We start from the raw sequence: 19,855 nt of genomic DNA, 5'->3' as shown, positions 1-19,855 counted from the left end.
CGGTTGTTTTAGTTTTCCTCTCCATTTCTTTTTTATGCATAGTTTATTAAAAAATATTATTGTTAATTTTTTGCTGCATCGTTGGAATATCTTCGTTTGTTACTGTAAAGCGAATAACCTTCTCATCAAGATCAAGCGCTTCTGCGAATAAACCAGCCAATCCACGTGATTTTCTATCTACTTCCATAATGATTTCTAATCGGTCGTGGGCACTTGGCAAAATTAATAATTCTAATTCATCTAATTTCCCATAATACTCTCCGGAAACTGGAATAAACTCAAATTCTTGCGCGAATGGAACTTGCTTACGTAATCGATACGGTAATTCTTCGCATTCTATATGACGCGCTTTAAAACCTAATTGATTTACACTATTTAATACACTGTTCAATAGCGCATTCGGCAATACTTGAATATAATCACGGTCACTTGGATCAATACTACGTTTAATATCAAGACCTGTATGAACCCAAACCGTTTTCATTCCAAGTGTTAGTGGTGCTTCAATTGGCATTAAAAACGAAAATGGAATTTCCACTTTTTCATTTGGCTCTACAGAAAATGGATCTGTTAAACGAACTCGCTCTAAATCATACGATGCAGTTACTTTTTTATCATCCACTTCTCTTACATATGACGTCGACAACGTTAAGTAAATGCTTTCAATTTCTTGGCTAACTGAACCTCCAGTTATATGAACCTTCCCTACTATCTCTTCTCCAACTGTATACTCATCTCTTTCAAGAACAGTATCTACTTTTGCACTTCCAATTCCAACGCTTGCTAAAAACTTTTGAAACATGGGGTCTCCATCCTTTCTAAAGCGTAAGCTACATCTTTTTTCAAATCTTGTACATTTTCATAGTATGGCGCTTTCATTTGTAACATTCGCATTAGCATGTCGCGATTATATTCTTCCAGCACTAACTCTTCATACCAAGGTTTTTCCTTTTTTTCAGTCGATTCATAACCAGCATACAATAAAAATAATACGAAATGACCGAGCGCATAAAAGTCGCTACGAAAGTGAACTTCTCGCATCAAAGCTTGTTCACCTTCATAAGTTACAGCTCGCTCATCACCCTCACCTTTCAATTTAGCCAATCCAAAATCAATAATACTAATCTGATTTTCTTTCATTAATATGTTTGGAATACGTAAATCTCGGTGAATGATACCTTTACTATGAAAATACGAAACAATTCCTAGTACTTCATATAAAATTTCAAAAACTTCACGTTCATCATATATTTGCCCATCTAAGAAAATATGATCTTCGAAATTTCCCCCCGGCATATACTCCATCACAAAAAAGTTCTTTTTCTCCCATATGAAATGATCATGTAGATTAGGAATTGACGCATGATTTAATGTTTGTAAAATCACTTTCTCTTGCTCAAATGATTTTCTACCAGACTCATATCTTTGTTTACTTTGCCTTAATTGTTTTAAGACTTTATATTTATTTATTTGTAAATCATTAACGACATATGTAACCCCATAACTGCCCATTCCAATTACTGATTCAATCTTATAACGCTCTGCAACGATTGTATTTTTTCGCAGTGGTCTATCAAATAAAGCTAGTATACGACGCCATTTCATCAGCTACTTGAAAAGAAGCTACGGCTTTTACGTTTTCTTTTATAATGCTGATGCCCATAACCAGATGAACGTCGTTTATTATCGCTACTTGAATACGAGCGCCCTCTATGACGATAATCACTACTTGAATACGAACGATGTTTTTTCTTTCCTAATAAAGAATCAATAATTTTTTTGAACATCCCTTCACCTCTTGTATAAAATTTTCTTTTAATTATACCAACAATTCTTGTCTATATTTGTGACAAGTTTGTAAAGAGTAAAAAACGACGAGTTAAGCCCGCCGTTACTTTCAATCTTCCTCTTCATCAAAAACTTCATCAATCATGCATTTCTCTAATAAATACTCAAATGTAATATCTGCCAGGTCCTCAATTTCTTCTCTTTTTGGAACGTACCCTCTTTCAATTAGTCGCTCATAAAAAAACTCCGCAATCTCTTCCGTGTCAATTACGACTTCAATTTCCTTCATGAGCATCACTCCTTTATTTCTGTTTTATGAAAAAATCTCAAAATTATGTATATGAGATTAGAAAAATAGTTTTTTCTTTTTTATAAGTCATATCATGTAGACAAAGGGCATACGATGTTAGTACAAGCTATCCAAAGGGGGAAATAATAATGGAATACCAATACGAAGTAGAGCAAACAAAAGAAGAGTTCATGCATGAAGATCAATGGGCAGACTCTCTTATTAAATGGCTTTTTATTTTTTTAATAATTGTAGGCATACCTTATACTGCATATGTTGTTGTTCAATTTATTCTCTCTTTCTAGTTAACTATTTTTTCTCTGTCAATTTAACTAAATAATTTTGAACAACATCCATAACAATTTTATATTCTTCATCTTTAAATGTATCGAATAATAAATGATAATCATTATAAATATCTAATAACCCATCAATAATTTCTTGGCGATTCGTCTTTACACTTACTTTTTTCGAATTGTTAATTGACTTCAATTTTCCTAAATCCAATTTATTCATACCAGCTTTATCTTGTTTCATTTTCTTCAAAATTGCATTTGCCGTTTGTGCATTGGCAAGTAATGTTAAATCAGATTCATCAGCTTCTAACCATTCACCATCAGTAATTCGTGACAATTCATATATAGTATCTTCCCATGCATCATTTTTATATCTCCATACTTCTGTACGAAAACCAACAATACGAAAAACGTCTTTATCATATCCAGTTACTTGCACGAGATCACCAAACGTAAAGTTATAATTTAATTCAATCCACTCTGTGTCGCCCTTTTTCATTTCTTGCTCTGTAACATGCTGCAAAGTTTGTTCTACATAAAATCCATCGTGATTATTTACTTCGTATACGTAAACTCCATCTAAAATCTTCATATTTGTAATTTTCCCAACGGTTCCATATAGCGTAATCACGACTATGTCCCCTACGTTATATTTAGGTTGTTTTTTCCTTGCCATCTATATCTCTCCTTTTTTAAACGTCGTGATTTTGATAACAGTATATGCAACCTACATAAAAACGCTTATCACAGAAGCTTATATTCATAAATTTTTTCAATAAAAAAGTAGAATTTGTATATAACTCAAAAAAACTAGTATTTAAACTAGCTTGCACTTTTCATTTATGTTCTAACAGCAAGACGTATTGTAAATAAAAAAACATAATGAATACTTCACTTCTTTCAAAGTAATGTATTCATTATGTTTTCATTTTCCTAAAACTTCATATCGTTATCTCTCTTGTATATATAAATCCCATGCATCATCAAATATAGACATACTTTCTAGCATTCCACTTAACTCTAAGTATGAACTAATTACATCATAGTCTTCAGATTGCTTCGGAAAACTTAAATCATCATACATCGCCTCTGCTAAATCTGATATTTCATTTTTAAATAAAGCTGCACGGTGCTTCATCATATAATGGTAAAATGTCTTTTTCAAAAATATTCCCTACCTTTCTAACTTGGGTACATTATACAAGGCAAAAAAGAAAAAAACCAGCATAAAAGCTGGTTAAAAGTCGAAATAATTCCTTTTTAATAAACGTGGTCTTCCCATCAACTCTTCGAATGTTAGTTGTTTTGGCAAATCTTTCGTATAAATTAAAAACAACTGATCTTCAATTTCTTTTACAGTATGGTCTGCTTGATAGTCCATTCCACATGAGGAACAAGTAATACATGGTGTCTCTTGGATTTCAATGGCTTTCGTACCATCTGGTAATTCCCAATATACAGTATTCAAGCTTTCTTTCGCTTCTGTACTGTCACACCACATACAATTCATACTACGTCACCCTCATTTTTTTTGTCGTCATCTAACTTTGCCATTTGTGCTTGATATTTTTTATCTTTTAATTGATCACGCTTATCACGTTTATCTTTTAAAGAAGCATGCGTTTCATTGACTTCATAATCTTTACGGCGATTCATACGTTGTAAATCATCTGGAACAAGATTAAATTTCCTATCACTCATCAATCCTGCAACGCCGATATCAGAACGTTTCTCTTCATAAGTCGGATAAATTTCTTTAAAGTAGCCTTCTGCTCTTCCTGGGATATAGTTTTCTGGTTCTGGATACGTTGTAATAACCCCTTCAAAGTTACGAAGAACAACTTTATCCGCACTTTGTGAAATTAAATAGTTTGGCTGAAGCGCAATTTTTCCGCCTCCGCCCGGTGCATCAACAACGAATGTCGGTACTGCATAACCAGATGTATGTCCACGTAAGCCTTCAATAATTTCAAGACCTTTCGAAACTGGTGCACGGAAATGACCGATACCTTCTGATAAATCACATTGATAAATATAATATGGACGAACACGAATTTTCACTAAATCATGCATAAGTTTTTTCATAATTGGAACGCTGTCATTAATTCCAGCTAAAATTACAGCTTGGTTTCCAATTGGAACACCAGCATTCGCAAGCATTTCACATGCTAGTTTCGATTCTTCTGTAATCTCAATAGAAGTGTTAAAATGCGTATTTAACCATACTGGATGGTATTTTTTAATAATGTTACACAGGTTTTCTGTAATACGCTGCGGGAATACTACTGGTGCTCTCGTTCCGATACGAATAATCTCGACATGCGGGATTGCTCGTAAATTCTTTAATACATATTCTAAAATTTTATCATTAATTAGAAGTCCATCACCGCCAGAAATTAAAACGTCACGTACTTGTGGTGTTTCACTAATATAAGCAATCGCATCATCTAATTGCTTTTTCGGTACGCCCATTCCAATTTGTCCACTAAAACGACGACGTGTACAGTAACGACAATACATAGAACATTGATTCGTTACTAAAAATAGTACGCGGTCTGGATAGCGATGCGTTAATCCTGGAACTGGTGAATCTTCATCTTCATGAAGAGGATCTTCTAAATCATATTTTGTTTTATATAACTCTTCCGAAATCGGTACTGATTGCATCCGAATCGGACAGCGTGGGTCATCAGGATTCATTAGCCAAGCATAGTACGGTGTAATGTTTAACGGGATCGTCTTCGTTGAAATTTTAACACCTTCTTCTTCTTCAGGTGTTAAGTTAATTATTTTCTTTAAATCATCTAAAGTTTTGATCGTATTCGTTAATTGCCAAACCCAGTCATTCCATTGTTCTTCTGTAACATCTTTCCATAATTCAATATCCTTCCAGTGACGATTTGGTTTGTATACATCATGTAACATTGCTATTCCCCCTTTTTATACGCTCATCCTTTATATAAGCAATAATTATGCCAACTTCATATACTTGATAAGTAAATGCGAGAAATACCCTATTATATAAGAGAATAAATATTTTTAAGTGCTGTACTAAAACGATATTTACTATCATATTCATTACTCGTTATATATGTAAACGCTCTTTTATTGGTGCAAACACACAAAAACCGCCGATTATTCGGCGGTTTTGTCGTACTTGCTCAGTTTATATTGAAGCGTTTGACGCGGAATACCTAACATTTTTGCTGCTTGCAAAATATTCCCTTCCGTTTCAATTAATGCTTGATCTATTAATTCCTTTTCCGTTTGATGAAGAGCTTCCCTAAGTGGTAATATACTTTTCTTCTTCGGAAGTTTCTCTTTCCGAAATGTTCGTGGTAAGCAATTTGCTGTTAACGAATTCCCTTCCGTAATAATGACAGCATGTTCAATCGTATGTTTTAACTCACGAACATTTCCAGGCCATTGATAAGCTTGTAATCTTTCTTTCGCTTCCTTATCAATTTGAAGTACACCTTTTTTATAACTTTTATTATATTCTTTCAAAAAGTAAGACGCTAATAACAGTACATCCTCAGTTCTTTCGCGAAGCGGCGGAATATATAATGAAAACACATTTAATCGATAGTATAAATCAGTGCGAATTTTATTTTCTCTTAAACATACTTCTGGAGGCTGATTCATTGCAGTAATAACGCGAACATCTACTTTTCTCGTCTTATTATCACCAATGCGACGAATAACTCCATCTTCTAATACACGTAGCATCTTCGCTTGTAAATCGAGTGGCATTGAATTAAGTTCATCTAAAAACAATGTTCCTCCATCTACAAGTTCAAATAATCCCGCTCGTTCAATTGCCCCTGTATAGCTTCCTTTTGTAGTTCCAAACAATAAACTTTCTAATAGCGACTCTGGCAAAGCTGCGCAGTTTTGTGCAATAAATGGCTTGTTTTTCCGTTTAGAAGCTTCATGAATTGCTTGCACAAATAGCTCTTTCCCTGTTCCTGTTTCACCATATATTAAAACATTTGCATCAGTTGGGGCTACTTTTTGAGCTAACTCTTTCGTCTGTTTAAAGCGGGAATCATTTGTTACAATTGTCTCGAATGCAACATGCTTTTTTACCATTTTTTTGCTAGTCGACCGTTTTATTTTCGATTGTAAATCTACGATTGTGTCAGTAAGCGTTTGAATTGTAGAATAATCTTTCGCAATTTCAACAGCACCGGCAATATTTCCATCTATAAAAATAGGTAGCGTCGTATTTACCGTACAAACGTCTTCCCCATTTAAATTTTGATAATGCTGAACTTGATGTACAATCGGTTTTTTCGTATGTAACACTTTCATTAGTGTACTCGTTTCCCTAGATAATGAAGGGAATGCTTCTAATAAATGTTTTCCTAGCACATTCTCAATTTTCGATCCATCATGTTTTGCAGCAACTGTATTATAAAAAATTGTAATACCATTTTCATCCACTGCATGTATAGCCTCATCAATACTGCCCAAAATCGCTTCAATGACTTCTTGTGTCGAAACTGCTAGCAATGTCATTCCCCCTCTTGCCGAAAATCTGGCAAATGCATGCCGGATTTTCGGCATCCCTCTGTGCGATTATAAGCATGACGATTCCGTTCTATTATTTTGATGAAATTTATATATATTTCTATTGCTTATTTATGGTTAAATGAAACTTTAATCAGTGAAGCTTTATTCATCCCCACTGATTATTAACCCGACTCCCACCTAACTTCTTTGCTTTACAGCCGAATTTTGAGGTGGGAGTCTTACTGCTTTCGAATAGCTGGATAAATCTTTCACCCATATATTCATATCTTCCAACTTATCAAAAATGTAGCAATTATTCGCAAGCCTTCCCGTATATGTATAGCCTAATTGATGAAAGGCTGCATTCATACCGAAAGATAGCGAGCGAGCAATTGTATAAGAACAAAAAATAGATTTTTCTTGGAGCTCTTCCTCCAATTTAATTAACAGACTTTTCATGAAACCATGTTTTCGATATTCAGGTAATGTAGCACAATTCGTTAATTCTGCATTACCTTCTTTCACGTTCATTTCAGCAGATGCTGTACTAATAATTTTCCCCTCGAATTCATAAACATAGTAAATTGTATCGTCTTCCTTCATCGTCTGCTTTACATAACTCGCATCATTTAAAGGTGTCGGATAAACTTCAAATACTTTTCCAAAGACAATTGCTAATTCTTCCGCATCCTCTTCTGTCGCTTTTCTTAACACAAATTTCTCTGGGACTATTTTTTCTTTCACTTCTTTTGCTTTTACACCACTTAAAATGGTATCTTCCTCAGTCCAATGAATACTATTTCGTCTTTCATCATTATGATATTTCACGAAGAAGTGCGCATCGTGTCCTTGAAAATAATGAGGTATCGTTGCTTCCAGTAAGAAACCGAAAGAGAGCCATGTTGAAACATGCTCTCCCTTTCCTTTAATAATACATTTAGTGAAAGAATGTTTCTCTGCTAATTCATCGATTGTTTGTATAATACTTTCAACATTTCCTGTATAGTGATCAACTCTAACACGTTTATTAAAATAATCTAAAACCCCTTCTACTGTGTAATGCTTTGTCTGTTCACTAAAAGATTCATAGTATTTCATTTCTTCACCTCACACCAATCTAGTAATGTACATGCAATTATTTTTGCGGCAGCAATCATTTTATCAACTTCTATATATTCGTTTGGATAATGTGCTACTTTCGTCTCTCCTGGACCAAATACTATCGTTGGTACGTTAGCGATTTGTGTGAACAAACCTCCATCTGTTCCCCATGGCGAAGCTTCTATAATCGGTTCGTTCCCTTCGATTTCAACAAAATTATGCCCAAGCGTTGTAATAAGTGGATGATTTTCTTCTAGTTCACCAGGAACCCATCTCGCTCCAAACCATTCTACTTCTACAGGATTTTTTACAAACCAACTATCCACTTCTTTTAATTCACCAATCCAGCCTTCAAACTCTTCTTTTGCTGCCTCTATAGTCTCATTCGGCGCAATACCACATCTTCCTTCTAAAATTAATGAATCGGGAACAGAACTTGGCCAGCTTCCCCCTTCAATTTTCCCAACGTTAATTGGAATTGGAATCGGAATCCCCTTAAATAACGGATCTGTAATTCGACCGTTTCTCTTCTCTTCTAATTTTCTCAAATGATCTACAACAAACATACTTTTTTCAATTGCACTTACTCCTTCATAACGTGTACCACCGTGTGCTGCTTTGCCTTTTATATGTAGACGAAACCACATTGACCCTTGTTGTTTCGGGAAAAACTTCATATTCGTCGGCTCAGGAATAATAACGCCATCTGCCTTATATCCTCGTAAAATAGCGGCTAATGTTCCTGCCCCACCGCTCTCTTCTTCTATTACACTTTGAAAATATATATCACCTTTTAGTTCAATACCAGATTCAACAATCGCTTCCATCGCAAGCATAAGTGAGACATTGCCGCCTTTCATATCTGTTGTTCCACGTCCATATATGCGGTTTCCTATTTTCTCTCCACTGTATGGATGATGATCCCACTGATTTACATCCCCTTCTGGCACGACATCAATATGCCCGTTCAAAATCATAGATTTCCCTTCGCCACTTCCTTTTAAAGTCGCTACAATGTTCGGGCTATCCGTAAAACTTGTACGAGGTGATACGAAATAAGGGTGATCTTTCATTTCATTAAAAGCAGGCTCCCAAATATCAAGGTCTAGACCTAACTCACGCAACTTTTCAATAACAATTGCCTGCGCACCACTTTCATCACCAGATACGCTCTTTTCTTGAATTAATCGTGTTAAAAATTTTACGCTCTCTTCTTCATGACTCTCAATATAATCACAAACTTGTTTTTTTAATTGCTCCATATATTACAACTCCCCTCATTCAATTACTAGTAAATTTGAGCTTATATGAAAATCAGCTGTCGTATGTCGTTTTACATCTTCTACAGTGTACGGACTCATTAATTCTTGTAAGACAAGTCCTCTTGGAGTCACTTCCATGACAGCCATGTCTGTAATAATTAAATCTACACATTTTTTCGAGGTTAATGGCAATGTACATTCCGAAACAATCTTTGCATTTCCGTATTTATCAACATGATTCATCACAACAACGACCCGCTTCGCTTTTTGCGCTAAATCCATCGCTCCTCCAATACCTGGAACACGTTTTCCTGGTACAATCCAGTTCGCTAAATCACCATTTTCACTTACTTGTAACGAACCAAGTATCGTAACATCAAGTAATCCTTTTCGAATCATGCCAAATGCCATGCAGCTATCAAAATAACTTGCTCCTGTAATGAGAGATGTTGGTAAACCGGCTGCGTTACATAAATTCTCATCTTCATTCCCTTTACTTGGCGTTGGTCCCATACCAACAATACCGTTTTCCGCATGAAACATAACATTCATATCTTCTGGCAAATGATTCGGTACAAGCGATGGAATCCCAATACCTAAATTTACAAGCATACCATTTTGAATTTCTTTCGCTGCACGTCTTGCAATCTTATCTCTTACTTCTACGCCCATACCCATTTCCAATTCACTCCTTCCGATGGCACGATATAATTTACAAATACACCTGGGACGACAATTTCTTCTGGATCTAAACTTCCAAGTGGAACAATTTCTTCTGCTTCTACAATCGTTATGTCACCAGCCATAGCTACGTGTGGATTCATATTACGAGCGCTTTTATCAAATACAAGATTGCCAAACGGATCCGCCTTTTTCGCGTATACAATTGCGACTTCAGCCGTTAAAGCTGTTTCAACTAAATATATCTTTCCATTCATTTCAACTGTACGCTTTCCTTCTTCTACAATCGTATCAACACCAACATCAACTAAAATACCACCAAGCCCTACACCACCAGCGCGAATACGCTCTGCGAGTGTTCCTTGCGGAGAGAATTCAATTTGCAATCTTCCTTCATTTAATTGTCTTCCCGCATTTGGATTTGAACCAATATGAGAAGTAACTAAAGATTTAACCCTTTCATTCGTAACAAGACGACCGATTCCTACATCAGGAAATCCAGTATCATTTCCTATTAAATTTAAATTTGTAATGCCTTTATCTAAAACAGCTTGAATTAAAGATGGAGGGGATCCTATTCCTCCAAATCCCCCAAACATTAATGTCATATCATCATGGAACAAAGAAATTACTTCCTCTATTTCTTTTAATTTACCAAATGTATTTGTAATGGTTGTCATGCGATACTATGCCCTCCTTTTTGCATCATCTCTTCCACGCTCTGTACAAAAATTGAAAGTAATTCATCTAACTCAGAATATGTAGTTGTCATTGGTGGTGCAACAAGCAGTGCACTATCCTCTTTTCCTGCTTGCCCTGAAACAGCTTGGTATAAGAGCAGTCCATTTTTAGCAGCAACTGAAATAAGCTCCGACGCTTTTGTAAACGGTTGCAATTCTATTCCAATTAGCAATCCTTTTCCACGCACATCGGCAATGATTGTAGATTGTTGCTGAACTTTCTGCAAACCTTTTAATAAATACTCTCCCTTTTCTGCTGTTTCTTCAGGTAAATTATGTTTCTCCATATATTCAATAACAGCTAAAGCCGTTGCTGCAGACAATGGATTTGCACTAAGCGTATGCCCGCTCATTACAGAACGTGATCCATGTAAAATCGGCTCCATAACACGGTCACTTACAATTGTCGCTGCCATTGGTGTATAACCCGCTCCTAGCCCCTTACCAAGCGTCATAATATCCGGTTCTACACCCCAGTGCTCCATCGCAAACCATGCACCAGTACGACCAAGTCCAGTCATTACTTCATCCGCAATAAATAATATATCGTAATGACTACAAATATCTTTAATTACTTTATAGTATTCTTTCGGCGGAACAACCGCGCCTCCAGCAGCTCCGATAATCGGTTCAGCAATAAAAGCTGCAATATGTTCTGCACCAATTCGTTCAATCGCTCTTTCTAGTTCAGTCGCACAAGCAAGCTGACATGTTGGATATACCTTCTGCATCGGACATCTGAAACAATATGGAGCTGGAATAGTCGGATAATCTTCCAAAATTGATACGAAACGTTGTCTACGTAACGGATGCCCCGACATAGATAAAGCTCCCATCGTAATACCATGATAGCTCATCCAGCGCGACAAAATTTTGTGTTTCCCTTGAATGCCACGCTCTTGAAAATGCTGAATTGCAATTTTCATAGCTGTTTCATTTGCTTCCGTACCACTATTCACAAAAAAGCTCCAGTTCAAATCTCCTACACTTAAATCACTCAACTTCTTCGCTAATTTTTCAGCCGGTTCACTCGTAAACTGTGATCTATAAACGAACGCAATCTCCTCTGCCTGTTTTTTAATAACTTCCGCAATCTCTGTTACGCCATGTCCAATACCTGCCGTAATCGCTCCTGACGAACCATCAAAATATTTATTTCCGTTTTGATCATATAAATAAACACCTTTTCCATGTGAAATCATTGGATACGGCTGACCAACAAGTGGCTTAATTAAGTAATCGCGCATAGCGCTCCCCCATTTCTCCAATTTGTATATATATATGAAGAAAATTGACGTTTCTTTCATAAAAAAGAACCCTCTGCGAAAGCAGTGAATTTATCAAAAAACTATTATAAAATATACAAATGAGTGCTAAATATTATTTTGAAAACAGAAAATTCAGAACTTAAAACGAAGACCAACCCTTACCTGTACGCTTAAATACCCCTCTCTGATTTAAGATAACAACAAATTGAATATTTTTTTAACATAGTATCAGCTCCCCTCAATTGCTGACATTGTGTAAACTTCGACGGAACTCCCGTTATTCTCCTTCCTATTATCCTACTTTATATTGCATATTTTCAAACAAAATTCGACATTTTACTTCGCCACATTTATTGTAACTATTACTTAACAAATAGTATCACCTGTTTAGAACAATAAAAAAAGAACCGATTAACCATATTAATCAGTTCGGCACGACGCTCTTTTATCGGTATTACCTTATCCAACGCATCACTAAAATTAATAGAAATACTCATAATGCAAATCCATAATTCGTCCCACAGCTTATAGCACCAAACCCTCCATAACTTCATTCCCAATAACTATTGGGATTTCCACATTCCAAGGGTTCCACTCCTTCCATCAAAGTCAAACTACCTTTCCTTTATAATTTATGTAGGACAATTATCGATTTGTATGTGTGTTTGCCTATAAATAAAAAAATCCCCATTTTAACTTTTCCTTCTAGAAGGGCAAGTTTTTTGCATAACCTCTTTCTAGCTTCGCATATATTTGTAATGATGATAAAGGAGGAATGTTCATGACTCAATCCGAAATTGAAAAATACGGCCAAGAAGCTGCACGTTACGAACAGCTCGCTCGTTACTATCAATATAGCAATCCTAAAAGATATGTAGAACTCTATATGAAATACCATGATGCAATTACAAAACTTGTACAAGCATATGAAAAGAGAGATTCGCAAGAAGCAACTTTACCGTCACATATGAGAATTTTTCACACAGCTCCCCATACACCAGCAGTTGATATTATAATAAACGGACAAAAGGTTATTAAAAATATTTCTTTTAAACAATTCAGTCCTTATTTATCATTAGTACAAGGTAAATACCGTATTGATATTGTCCCTGTCGGAAACGAAACTCCAATATTCTCAGCATTAGTACCAATAATGGGGAATCACGCTTATACCCTTGCAGTGGTCAATAGCGATAATCATCTCCAATTACAACCTATTCTTGATAATACTCATTTACCATCTGGTCAAGCAAAAATACGGTTTGCACATTTTTCACCAGACACTCCAGTAGTAAATGTAAATTTAAAAGATGGGGATCATTTATTTGAAAATGTACTCTTTAAACAAATAACAGATTTTTTACAAGTTAGCCCTGGTACAGCAGATATTGAAGTTTCACTTGCGGATACAAAAAAAGTACTATTAACCATTCCGAAATTCAACGTTGAACCAAATACAATTTACACAATTTCAATGGTAGGTTATTCAACTGAGGATCCAAAATTAGAGACCGTTATACTTACAAATTAAAACAGTCTACACCATTTGTATGGTGTAGACTGTTTACTTTTGAAACGTAATTTGAAATTCTGTCCAATCGTTATTCGAACGACACAATATGGATCCATTATGTTTTTCTACAATTTGTTTACATACAAATAATCCAATACCGGTTCCTAGCTTTTTAGTAGTTACAAATGGCTCAAAAATGGTCTCTACATTTTCTGCTGGAATCATAGGCCCATTATTTTTTATAACCATGCGAACAGCCTGATCCTCTTCAAATGCATCAATAATAATTTTCCGCTCTTCTTTCACCGATTCAAGAGCATCAATCGAATTCATTAAAATATTTAAAACTACTTGCCTCACTTCACTCCGGTAACCAACGAGTGGAATAGGATACGGCAAATTCTTTTCAATCAAAACATTTGCATTAACTAAACTTGGATATAAGAATTGTATAATATCTTGAAATAAGTCATTTAGCCAAAAATGTTCCGATTCATTCCACATTTCTTTTTTCGATACAAGTAAAAATTGCGAAATCCTAAAATTTAATTGATCTAATTCATGTGAAATAATATCTAAATACGATAGATTAGGATGGTCTGTCTTCAATAGCTTGACAAATCCCATAATCGAAGTTAGCGGATTACGAAATTCATGCACAAAACTAGCCGACATTTGCCCTAGAATCGTAAGCCTTTCTTTATGTGTTTCATTTATATATTGCTGTTTTTCTTCTAAATTCCTCGATATAATTTCTGAATATTTTAAAACGGTATAATAAATTAATTTGTCAAAACAAGTATGTATTTTGGCCATAATCGGTTTCAGTTCACGGGCGCTTACATCCAATTCGCACATTGCTTCAAAAAGTTCATTTCTTCCCACATTTGCATTGTAAACAAAATCTCCAATATTCGCATCTGCACCTGCACGCTCAATAGCCATTTTCTCACATAATGGCTGAAGATAATTAATGTCTTTATCTTCCATAATAAGTTCGATAATTAACTCTAATAAATTTTCTCCATTTTGAACAACTTCTTGTTTAAATGGATCTTTTTCGGAAATTATCATTTTGTTTTTCCAGTTCTCTACGAATTGGTGCCTGTTGTTTTTCAAGTGCGAACAAAATACTTCTTTAATATCCTTATCGATTGGAAAAACCTCCATTCCCTCCATTTCCATACGACGAATACCCTTTATATTTTGAATATTAACACAAAAAATACATTTCGTTAATAGATTTTTGTCACATTTTGTTAATTTCTGTTGATAAAATTTATTTTTCCTTTCTTATTTAAATAAGTTGTATTCATATATCCCTTTTCCCTTCTCATTTTTTAAATTATTTTCCTGTTCAAAACTACTTTTTTTGCATCCTTTTTAATTCTTGCGTACAATAAGAAGTGAAAGGTGTGAAAAATATGGTAAATAAAAATGTGGAAGACTATCTCCAAGAAGGCATATATGGCCAAAAGCAAAACAAACCAGAAGAACGTAATATGTACTTAACTACATTACGTGAGCGTGTAGAAATCGCTTTAACCATCGGTCAAGTAATGCAAAGTAATGTGTATACAGAAGTAACAGGTAGCATGCGTTCTTCTCAATCATTACAACTATTCCTAAATGGTAGCATTGCTTACCCACATTTATCAAAATACATTAAATTAGCAAATGAAAAAAATGTTCCTTTTACAATTGTTCAAAATAAAGGCACAGAAACACCAATCGGTTTAGTACTATCTCATAGCACTGCTGTAGATAAAGAACACATTTATGCCGAAGATGATATTTTCAAACAAGAAATGAAGTAAAATAAAAGGTACACTTGATTAAAAAAGTGTACTTTTTATTTTTTAATACATATTAATTTCATTTCTGTCATTTCTTCTATTGCATATTTAATTCCTTCACGACCTGTGCCACTCTCTTTTACACCACCATAAGGCATATGATCTACCCTGAACGTTGGAATATCATTAATCATAACACCACCGACTTCTAATTCATCAATTGCACGCATTGCTTTACATAGATTGTTTGTAAATACACCTGCTTGTAATCCATAACGTGAATTATTTACTTGTTCTAAAGCCTCATCAAATTCTTTAAATGTATTTACAGTCATAAGTGGACCGAATACTTCTTGGCACTGAACAGATACATACTCTGGAACATTTGTTAATACAGTTGGTTCAAAAATCCTTGCATCACGTTTGTTACCACCGTATACAACATTTGCTCCTTCCTTAACTGCCTCTTCCACCCATGAATTTATACGTTCTACATCGTTTTTTGAAATAAGTGCCGATACATCTGTTTCTACATGAAGCGGGTCTCCTACTACAACGTTTTCCATTGCTTTCGTTAATTTTGTAATAAACTCCTCCATTTTGCATTCATGCACAAAAACACGTTGTACTGAAATACAAACTTGTCCATTATTCACAAACGCGCCCCATTTTACACGTTCAATTATTTCGTCTGTCAATTCAACATCTTCATCAATAATTACAGCAGCGTTCGATCCTAATTCTAACGTCACTCGTTTCAATCCAGCTTTTTCCTTAATTCCAATACCTACTTTCGGACTTCCTGTAAAAGTAATACTAGCAACGTTTTCATCTTTTACTAATGCCTCACCTACAACAGATCCAGGTCCAGAAATTATATTGAAAGCTCCCTTTGGTAAACCAGCTTCTTCAAATAATTCAACCAATGCATACGACGAAAGTGGCGTTTGGTCTGCTGGCTTTAGCACAATAGTATTTCCAGCCGCAATTGCTGGACCCACTTTATGTGCTACTAAATTAAGTGGAAAATTAAACGGTGTAATAGCACCAATAACCCCGATTGGTTGTCGAATTGTATACGCTATACGGCCCTCTGCTCCTGGCGCAGCATCTAATGGTAACGTCTCACCATATATTCGCTTCGCTTCTTCAGCTGCAAACTTATATGTTTGAACAGTGCGATCTACTTCTCCCCGTGCAGCACGAATTGGTTTTGCAGCTTCTTTTGCGATAATCTCTGCAAACTCTTCTCTTCTCTCATCCATTTTTTGTGCAACCTTTTCTAAAATGGTTGCGCGATCGTATGCAGATAATTTTTTCATTTCTTTCATTGCATTTTTAGCCGAAACTACTGCTTCCTTAACGTCATCTTCTGTACCTTGCGCAATCTCCGCTAATGTTTCTTCAGAATATGGTGCATACAATGGTTTATACGTCGCTACTGATTTCCATATCCCATTTATATATAAATGCTGTTTCATAGTGGTTCTCCTTCCAAATATATGTATACAATAATACATTACATTTATTTCACCTGGTGAAAGGTCTGACTTATGTAATTGTATCATAGCCCTAATACACCAAAAAACATTTTGCTCAAAAAAAACTCTGCTACAAGGCAGAGTTTACGAACTAATTTGTTCTTGGAGCGAAATCTTTTTTTCATCTCCTACAATAACAATCGATTCTGAAGGTTTCGTTACTTCTAACCTCTTAATATAGTGTCCATCTAATTCTTTCACACAAAACTTATACTTTTCAATTTCAATGGTATCACCTTCGGAAATCTCAATATTTTTTGTTAGGATCCAACCGCCGATCGTATCGACATCATCGTCGTCAATAGTCAAACCTAATAATGCATTCACTTCACTAACAAGTACTTTCCCCTCAAAAATCGTTTTCGTCTCACTAACTTGTTGGATTTCCGGTTGTTCATCAGTATCGAACTCATCTTGAATATCCCCTACAATTTCTTCTAAAATATCTTCAACAGTTACAAGACCTGATGTACCACCATATTCATCAATTAATATAGCGATATGTGTCCTTTCTCTTTGCATTTTTAAAAATAGATCATGAATTGGGATAGATTCAATAACTAAAATAATTGGCCTAATATATTGCTCCACTGTCTTTTCACTAACAACTCGATGCTTCACAAAATCTGTAAATATATCTTTAAAATTCACAAAGCCTATTACATGGTCCTTATCACCATCAACAACCGGATACCTCGTATATTTTTCATGAGACATTTTTTGTAAAGCCTCTTCAGCAGGCATTTCTTTATTTAAAATATTCATCTCTGTTCGTGGTACCATTATTTCTTTCGCAATACGATCATCAAATTCAAATATTTTATTTACATACTTATATTCAGATTGATTAATCTCACCTTTTTTATAACTTTCTGAAACTAATAAGCGCAATTCTTCTTCTGAATGCACTTCATCATGCCCTTTTGGTGGTTTCAACCCAAAAAACTTTGTAATTAACCGAGCTGATCCATTTAAAATCCAAATGAATGGGAATGCAATACGATAAAACAAAATGAGTGGCTTAGCAACAAAGAAACTCACTTGTTCTGCTTTTTGAATCGCGAATGTTTTTGGAGCTAACTCTCCTACTACCACATGGAAAAATGTGATAAACAAAAATACTAAAATTATAGCGAAAATGTCTGCGAGTTGAGTAGGGACGTTCCAATTTGCAAACAACACATCAAACATGTGCTTTAGCGCAGGTTTACCAGACCACCCAATCCCAAGAGCTGTAACAGTTATTCCTAATTGACAAGCCGATAAATATTCGTCTAAGTTTGTAATGACTGTTTTGACAGATAGTGCATGATTATTTCCTTCTGCAATTAAATAGTCAATTCGTGAACTCCTCACTTTAACAATTGCAAATTCTGCTGCCACGAAAAATGCCGTTAAGGCAATTAAAACAATCACTATACTTATACTATATATGTCCAAATACTTTTCCTTACTTACAGTGTAAGCAAGGAAGCCACCTCCTACTTAAATTTATTCAAGTGAAGTAAGCATTCTTATACTCTAATAAAATTCTACATTAGTAACCACCTTTTTATATATTATATGCATACATAAAAAAAGATATTTATAATTATGATAATCTAATTAGCTTATTATCGTCAAACTGTAATAATCCCAATTTTCCGATAACTGAAAATGATTTATATAAATCGTATGTGCTAAACAGCTAAACTTCGTGAAAAAACACTTTCTTTGCCGATTCCACACTTCTTTTGTCACACCTGAAGGGAACTTGCTACATAACTAGAAATCATTCAACAGGATATATATAGGAGGGATTATTTTGGAATATAAAACACCATTTATCGCAAAGAAATTAGGTGTTAGCCCAAAGGCTGTTGTCCGGATTGCACAACAATTAAATCTTACGATAAAAAAAAATAAATATGGTCATTTTATTTTTACACAAGGTGATTTAGATCTAATGTTAGAATACCATCGTTCTCAAATGGACCAGCCTCAAAACTCTCAAACTACTCAAAAAACATCTTCAAATGATGTAGAAAAATTAAAAACTCAAGTAAACACAATTGTTCAAAATACATCATCGAATGATTTTAAACAATTAACAGCTCAATTAACCACAATTACAAGAAGACTAGATCGAATGGAAGAACAAATGCAAGATAAAGCAAATGATGTCGTTACATACCAACTTTTACAACATCGCCGCGAAATGGAGGAAATGTTAGAACGAATTCAAAAACTAGAAACTGCCCTAAAAAAAGAAGAACCAATATACATTACTCCTGATGCAAAACCAACATATGAAAGAGAAAAGAAACCGAAGCGTCGTAAAATGATTTTTAGTATATTTGGACTATAACCTTGTAGACCCTTATTACCAAAATAAGGGTCTACTTTTTCGTATGAAGAAAGATGACTGTAATATGACACCCTTCTTCATACTATACATATTCATATATTTTCATTTTGTTAACATAATATTTTTACTGTATTCTGCAATAAGTACCTGCGCATGAGCATTCCCTTGAATAATATCACGGAATTCTTTCAAAGAATACAGATGTGTAGCCCCTTTTCGAGCATGAATCCGCACTGGTACACCTTGTAAAGTATCATGAAACTGGAATGGACTATCTATCGGTTCAATTGGAAAACCGAGTGTAAGTAAATACATATACATTCTTTTTGTAACTGCTGCAATATACCATTCCGCTTTCGTCTCTAACGCATGCATAAATAAAATAGCTGCCAGCCTTTTGAAATGTCCTCTCCCCCGAGACGTTTTCGCAATACTTAACTTTCCTATTTCATACACATTTTTCAAATCTTTCACTAAATCATTTTTAGAAAACGGATAGAAAAACTCAGAATTTGATTGTTCAGGTACTGTAAACTTAATACATTCTACTGTACCAATATGATGTTCATCTTCTATTAATAAAAATCGTGATGGATTTAAATTACGTTCTACAAACATTAAGTTTCTTTCTTCACAAAAATCTCCCCACAGTTGCTCGAACCAAAAATGTTCTTCCTTTGTTTGAACACGCTGGAACATATTTACCCGCCTTTCCCAT

Annotated in this window: 22 protein-coding genes; 4 read left to right on the top strand and 18 right to left on the bottom strand. The window is 34.9% G+C overall.

What is annotated here, in order from left to right; genetic code table 11:
• Nucleotides 1-46: 46 nt before the first annotated feature.
• The 4 genes from V7038_RS02425 to V7038_RS02410 all read right to left on the bottom strand — a co-directional run bounded on the left by V7038_RS02425 (nucleotide 47) and on the right by V7038_RS02410 (nucleotide 2,077).
• On the bottom strand, nucleotides 47-802 hold the full coding sequence (locus V7038_RS02425) for a sporulation protein (protein WP_002202111.1): 756 nt from the start codon (nucleotides 800-802) through the stop codon (nucleotides 47-49).
• Nucleotides 784-1,605 (bottom strand): protein kinase domain-containing protein, encoded by an 822-nt coding sequence (locus tag V7038_RS02420; RefSeq protein ID WP_199693139.1) that lies wholly within the window; start codon nucleotides 1,603-1,605, stop codon nucleotides 784-786. The genes V7038_RS02425 and V7038_RS02420 overlap by 19 nt, the downstream gene beginning before the upstream one ends.
• Nucleotides 1,605-1,787 (bottom strand): hypothetical protein, encoded by a 183-nt coding sequence (locus V7038_RS02415; protein WP_002141661.1) that lies wholly within the window; start codon nucleotides 1,785-1,787, stop codon nucleotides 1,605-1,607. The genes V7038_RS02420 and V7038_RS02415 overlap by 1 nt, the downstream gene beginning before the upstream one ends.
• A 110-nt stretch (nucleotides 1,788-1,897) precedes the next feature.
• A complete protein-coding gene (locus V7038_RS02410; protein WP_002012644.1) occupies nucleotides 1,898-2,077 on the bottom strand; it encodes a YozD family protein in 180 nt (59 codons plus the stop codon).
• Between the two features lie 149 nt (nucleotides 2,078-2,226).
• On the opposite strand from V7038_RS02410, the gene V7038_RS02405 reads away from it, so the two are divergent.
• Nucleotides 2,227-2,382, top strand: a complete 156-nt coding sequence (locus V7038_RS02405) for a DUF3930 family protein (protein ID WP_002018281.1) — start codon at nucleotides 2,227-2,229, stop codon at nucleotides 2,380-2,382.
• Nucleotides 2,383-2,386: 4 nt separating this feature from the next.
• Here the strand turns inward: V7038_RS02405 and V7038_RS02400 are convergent, their stop codons facing one another.
• The 10 genes from V7038_RS02400 to V7038_RS02355 all read right to left on the bottom strand — a co-directional run bounded on the left by V7038_RS02400 (nucleotide 2,387) and on the right by V7038_RS02355 (nucleotide 11,919).
• Nucleotides 2,387-3,049: a hypothetical protein gene (locus tag V7038_RS02400; protein WP_002119090.1), complete on the bottom strand. Its 663-nt coding sequence runs from the start codon at nucleotides 3,047-3,049 to the stop codon at nucleotides 2,387-2,389.
• A 273-nt stretch (nucleotides 3,050-3,322) separates the two neighbouring features.
• Nucleotides 3,323-3,538, bottom strand: coding sequence for a YozE family protein (locus tag V7038_RS02395; protein ID WP_002085796.1), 216 nt, complete (start codon nucleotides 3,536-3,538; stop codon nucleotides 3,323-3,325).
• A 72-nt stretch (nucleotides 3,539-3,610) separates the two neighbouring features.
• Entirely contained in the window at nucleotides 3,611-3,883 is a 273-nt protein-coding gene (locus V7038_RS02390) for a YokU family protein (RefSeq protein WP_002202113.1), read from the bottom strand.
• Nucleotides 3,880-5,298, bottom strand: a complete 1,419-nt coding sequence (gene ablA / locus V7038_RS02385) for a lysine 2,3-aminomutase (RefSeq protein ID WP_002148177.1) — start codon at nucleotides 5,296-5,298, stop codon at nucleotides 3,880-3,882. The genes V7038_RS02390 and ablA overlap by 4 nt, the downstream gene beginning before the upstream one ends.
• A gap of 210 nt (nucleotides 5,299-5,508) precedes the next feature.
• On the bottom strand, nucleotides 5,509-6,894 hold the full coding sequence (gene rocR, locus V7038_RS02380) for an arginine utilization transcriptional regulator RocR (RefSeq protein WP_087952667.1): 1,386 nt from the start codon (nucleotides 6,892-6,894) through the stop codon (nucleotides 5,509-5,511).
• A 192-nt stretch (nucleotides 6,895-7,086) separates the two neighbouring features.
• Nucleotides 7,087-7,986, bottom strand: a complete 900-nt coding sequence (gene ablB, locus V7038_RS02375) for a putative beta-lysine N-acetyltransferase (RefSeq protein ID WP_002202116.1) — start codon at nucleotides 7,984-7,986, stop codon at nucleotides 7,087-7,089.
• Complete coding sequence (locus V7038_RS02370) at nucleotides 7,983-9,251, bottom strand: peptidase (RefSeq protein WP_002202117.1); 1,269 nt, start codon at nucleotides 9,249-9,251, stop codon at nucleotides 7,983-7,985. Before V7038_RS02370 ends, ablB begins: the two co-directional genes overlap by 4 nt.
• A gap of 15 nt (nucleotides 9,252-9,266) precedes the next feature.
• Nucleotides 9,267-9,929: a CoA transferase subunit B gene (locus V7038_RS02365; protein WP_002202118.1), complete on the bottom strand. Its 663-nt coding sequence runs from the start codon at nucleotides 9,927-9,929 to the stop codon at nucleotides 9,267-9,269.
• A complete protein-coding gene (gene atoD / locus V7038_RS02360; protein ID WP_002202119.1) occupies nucleotides 9,914-10,612 on the bottom strand; it encodes an acetate CoA-transferase subunit alpha in 699 nt (232 codons plus the stop codon). Before atoD ends, V7038_RS02365 begins: the two co-directional genes overlap by 16 nt.
• Nucleotides 10,609-11,919 carry an aspartate aminotransferase family protein gene (locus V7038_RS02355; RefSeq protein ID WP_070139240.1) on the bottom strand — a complete coding sequence of 437 codons (1,311 nt, stop codon included), beginning with the start codon at nucleotides 11,917-11,919 and terminating at the stop codon, nucleotides 10,609-10,611. Before V7038_RS02355 ends, atoD begins: the two co-directional genes overlap by 4 nt.
• Nucleotides 11,920-12,721: 802 nt before the next feature.
• On the opposite strand from V7038_RS02355, the gene V7038_RS02350 reads away from it, so the two are divergent.
• Nucleotides 12,722-13,471, top strand: coding sequence for a DUF4397 domain-containing protein (locus V7038_RS02350; protein WP_070139239.1), 750 nt, complete (start codon nucleotides 12,722-12,724; stop codon nucleotides 13,469-13,471).
• Nucleotides 13,472-13,504: 33 nt separating this feature from the next.
• Here the strand turns inward: V7038_RS02350 and V7038_RS02345 are convergent, their stop codons facing one another.
• Nucleotides 13,505-14,638, bottom strand: a complete 1,134-nt coding sequence (locus tag V7038_RS02345; protein ID WP_100246138.1) for a BA2291 family sporulation histidine kinase — start codon at nucleotides 14,636-14,638, stop codon at nucleotides 13,505-13,507.
• A gap of 239 nt (nucleotides 14,639-14,877) precedes the next feature.
• Here V7038_RS02345 and V7038_RS02340 point away from each other — a divergent pair, with 239 nt between their 5' ends.
• The gene (locus V7038_RS02340) at nucleotides 14,878-15,270 is read left to right on the top strand and encodes a YueI family protein (RefSeq protein WP_002157973.1); all 393 of its coding nucleotides are present in this window, start codon (nucleotides 14,878-14,880) and stop codon (nucleotides 15,268-15,270) included.
• A gap of 35 nt (nucleotides 15,271-15,305) precedes the next feature.
• Here the strand turns inward: V7038_RS02340 and V7038_RS02335 are convergent, their stop codons facing one another.
• Nucleotides 15,306-16,730 (bottom strand): aldehyde dehydrogenase family protein, encoded by a 1,425-nt coding sequence (locus V7038_RS02335; protein WP_071151235.1) that lies wholly within the window; start codon nucleotides 16,728-16,730, stop codon nucleotides 15,306-15,308.
• 144 nt (nucleotides 16,731-16,874) lie between these two features.
• Nucleotides 16,875-18,230, bottom strand: a complete 1,356-nt coding sequence (locus V7038_RS02330) for a hemolysin family protein (protein ID WP_070128325.1) — start codon at nucleotides 18,228-18,230, stop codon at nucleotides 16,875-16,877.
• Between the two features lie 364 nt (nucleotides 18,231-18,594).
• Between V7038_RS02330 and racA the strand changes: the two genes are divergently transcribed.
• On the top strand, nucleotides 18,595-19,137 hold the full coding sequence (racA, locus tag V7038_RS02325; RefSeq protein ID WP_002200614.1) for a chromosome-anchoring protein RacA: 543 nt from the start codon (nucleotides 18,595-18,597) through the stop codon (nucleotides 19,135-19,137).
• Between the two features lie 102 nt (nucleotides 19,138-19,239).
• Here racA and V7038_RS02320 read toward each other — a convergent pair whose 3' ends face one another.
• Entirely contained in the window at nucleotides 19,240-19,836 is a 597-nt protein-coding gene (locus V7038_RS02320) for a hypothetical protein (RefSeq protein ID WP_002157977.1), read from the bottom strand.
• Between the last annotated feature and the right edge of the window lie 19 nt (nucleotides 19,837-19,855).

The sequence above is a fragment of the Bacillus sp. JJ783 genome (genome assembly GCF_036963225.1).
Lineage (GTDB): Bacteria > Bacillota > Bacilli > Bacillales > Bacillaceae_G > Bacillus_A > Bacillus_A cereus_U.
The sequence above is the reverse complement of the archived record's forward strand: the minus strand, read 5'-3'. Positions and strand labels throughout refer to the sequence as shown.

What these genes read in the sequence shown, in the direction of transcription:
- V7038_RS02425 (WP_002202111.1), bottom strand. Translation starts at nt 802, where the DNA reads ATGTTTCAAAAGTTTTTAGCAAGCGTTGGAATTGGAAGTGCAAAAGTA.
- V7038_RS02340 (WP_002157973.1), top strand. Translation starts at nt 14,878, where the DNA reads ATGGTAAATAAAAATGTGGAAGACTATCTCCAAGAAGGCATATATGGC.
- atoD (WP_002202119.1), bottom strand. Translation starts at nt 10,612, where the DNA reads ATGACAACCATTACAAATACATTTGGTAAATTAAAAGAAATAGAGGAA.
- V7038_RS02320 (WP_002157977.1), bottom strand. Translation starts at nt 19,836, where the DNA reads ATGTTCCAGCGTGTTCAAACAAAGGAAGAACATTTTTGGTTCGAGCAA.
- V7038_RS02410 (WP_002012644.1), bottom strand. Translation starts at nt 2,077, where the DNA reads ATGAAGGAAATTGAAGTCGTAATTGACACGGAAGAGATTGCGGAGTTT.
- ablA (WP_002148177.1), bottom strand. Translation starts at nt 5,298, where the DNA reads ATGTTACATGATGTATACAAACCAAATCGTCACTGGAAGGATATTGAA.
- V7038_RS02365 (WP_002202118.1), bottom strand. Translation starts at nt 9,929, where the DNA reads ATGGGTATGGGCGTAGAAGTAAGAGATAAGATTGCAAGACGTGCAGCG.
- V7038_RS02355 (WP_070139240.1), bottom strand. Translation starts at nt 11,919, where the DNA reads ATGCGCGATTACTTAATTAAGCCACTTGTTGGTCAGCCGTATCCAATG.
- V7038_RS02420 (WP_199693139.1), bottom strand. Translation starts at nt 1,605, where the DNA reads ATGAAATGGCGTCGTATACTAGCTTTATTTGATAGACCACTGCGAAAA.
- V7038_RS02370 (WP_002202117.1), bottom strand. Translation starts at nt 9,251, where the DNA reads ATGGAGCAATTAAAAAAACAAGTTTGTGATTATATTGAGAGTCATGAA.
- V7038_RS02405 (WP_002018281.1), top strand. Translation starts at nt 2,227, where the DNA reads ATGGAATACCAATACGAAGTAGAGCAAACAAAAGAAGAGTTCATGCAT.
- V7038_RS02350 (WP_070139239.1), top strand. Translation starts at nt 12,722, where the DNA reads ATGACTCAATCCGAAATTGAAAAATACGGCCAAGAAGCTGCACGTTAC.
- V7038_RS02400 (WP_002119090.1), bottom strand. Translation starts at nt 3,049, where the DNA reads ATGGCAAGGAAAAAACAACCTAAATATAACGTAGGGGACATAGTCGTG.
- V7038_RS02415 (WP_002141661.1), bottom strand. Translation starts at nt 1,787, where the DNA reads ATGTTCAAAAAAATTATTGATTCTTTATTAGGAAAGAAAAAACATCGT.
- V7038_RS02335 (WP_071151235.1), bottom strand. Translation starts at nt 16,730, where the DNA reads ATGAAACAGCATTTATATATAAATGGGATATGGAAATCAGTAGCGACG.
- V7038_RS02345 (WP_100246138.1), bottom strand. Translation starts at nt 14,638, where the DNA reads ATGGAAATGGAGGGAATGGAGGTTTTTCCAATCGATAAGGATATTAAA.
- ablB (WP_002202116.1), bottom strand. Translation starts at nt 7,986, where the DNA reads ATGAAATACTATGAATCTTTTAGTGAACAGACAAAGCATTACACAGTA.
- V7038_RS02390 (WP_002202113.1), bottom strand. Translation starts at nt 3,883, where the DNA reads ATGAATTGTATGTGGTGTGACAGTACAGAAGCGAAAGAAAGCTTGAAT.
- rocR (WP_087952667.1), bottom strand. Translation starts at nt 6,894, where the DNA reads ATGACATTGCTAGCAGTTTCGACACAAGAAGTCATTGAAGCGATTTTG.